The organism is Phytoactinopolyspora endophytica, assembly GCF_004138495.1.
GTDB lineage: Bacteria > Actinomycetota > Actinomycetes > Jiangellales > Jiangellaceae > Phytoactinopolyspora > Phytoactinopolyspora endophytica.
In genome coordinates, this window is record NZ_ML142893.1 from 1,659 (window position 1) to 2,338 (window position 680).

The 680-nt window shown below is 67.1% G+C and carries 1 protein-coding gene and 1 pseudogene; one reads left to right on the forward strand and one right to left on the reverse strand.

Features of this window, described 5'->3' with window-relative positions; translation table 11 throughout:
* The coding region (locus ELR45_RS36300; RefSeq protein WP_165368358.1) for a hypothetical protein at positions 1-315 on the reverse strand (315 nt) is incomplete at its 3' end.
* A 3-nt stretch (positions 316-318) separates the two neighbouring features.
* Between ELR45_RS36300 and ELR45_RS40165 the strand changes: the two are divergent.
* Positions 319-680, forward strand: a pseudogene (locus ELR45_RS40165) (hypothetical protein); the annotation flags it as partial.

Below are 680 nucleotides of genomic sequence, written 5' to 3' on the forward strand. Positions count from 1 at the left end.
CGAATCGACGGTGGCGACGACTCTGCCGAGCCTAAGCTGCCGGCGTTCGGTGTCTACGCTGAGTGCGGCGGCCCGTTTGACCCTGATGGTGAGGGGGAGCCGACGGAGGAGGAGCCGAGCATCTGTGCGATCGCCGAGCTTCAGCCCGGCGTCAGCATTCCTCTTGATGCGCCTGGACTCATCGAAGGGGACCTCACTTTCGTCGACCTGACCAATGATCAGGAGATCGCTGACGATGGAACGCGTGCGGCGTTCAACTTCGGCGGACTCTCCCTTCAGGGAACGGTTCTGGGAGCCTTGGACGGCAGCATCCACATCATGAGCTTCCCCGAAGTCTGGGCGGAGGTTCCCGAGAACGGCATCTGGCCGGACAACGAGAGCGACGCGGATGCCGACGCGGATGCGGATGCTGATGCTGATGCCGACGCCGACGCCGACGCGGACGCTGACGCGGACGCTGACGCTGACGCGGATGCGGACGCGGATGCTGACGCCGACGCGGATGCTGACGCCGACGCGGATGCTGACGCCGACGCCGACGCCGACGCCGACGCCGACGCGGACGCTGACGCCGATGTTGATGCGGACGCCGATGCGGATGCCGACGCGGATGCTGACGCTGACGCGGATGCTGACGCCGACGCGGATGCTGACGCCGACGCGGATGCTGACGCCGACGC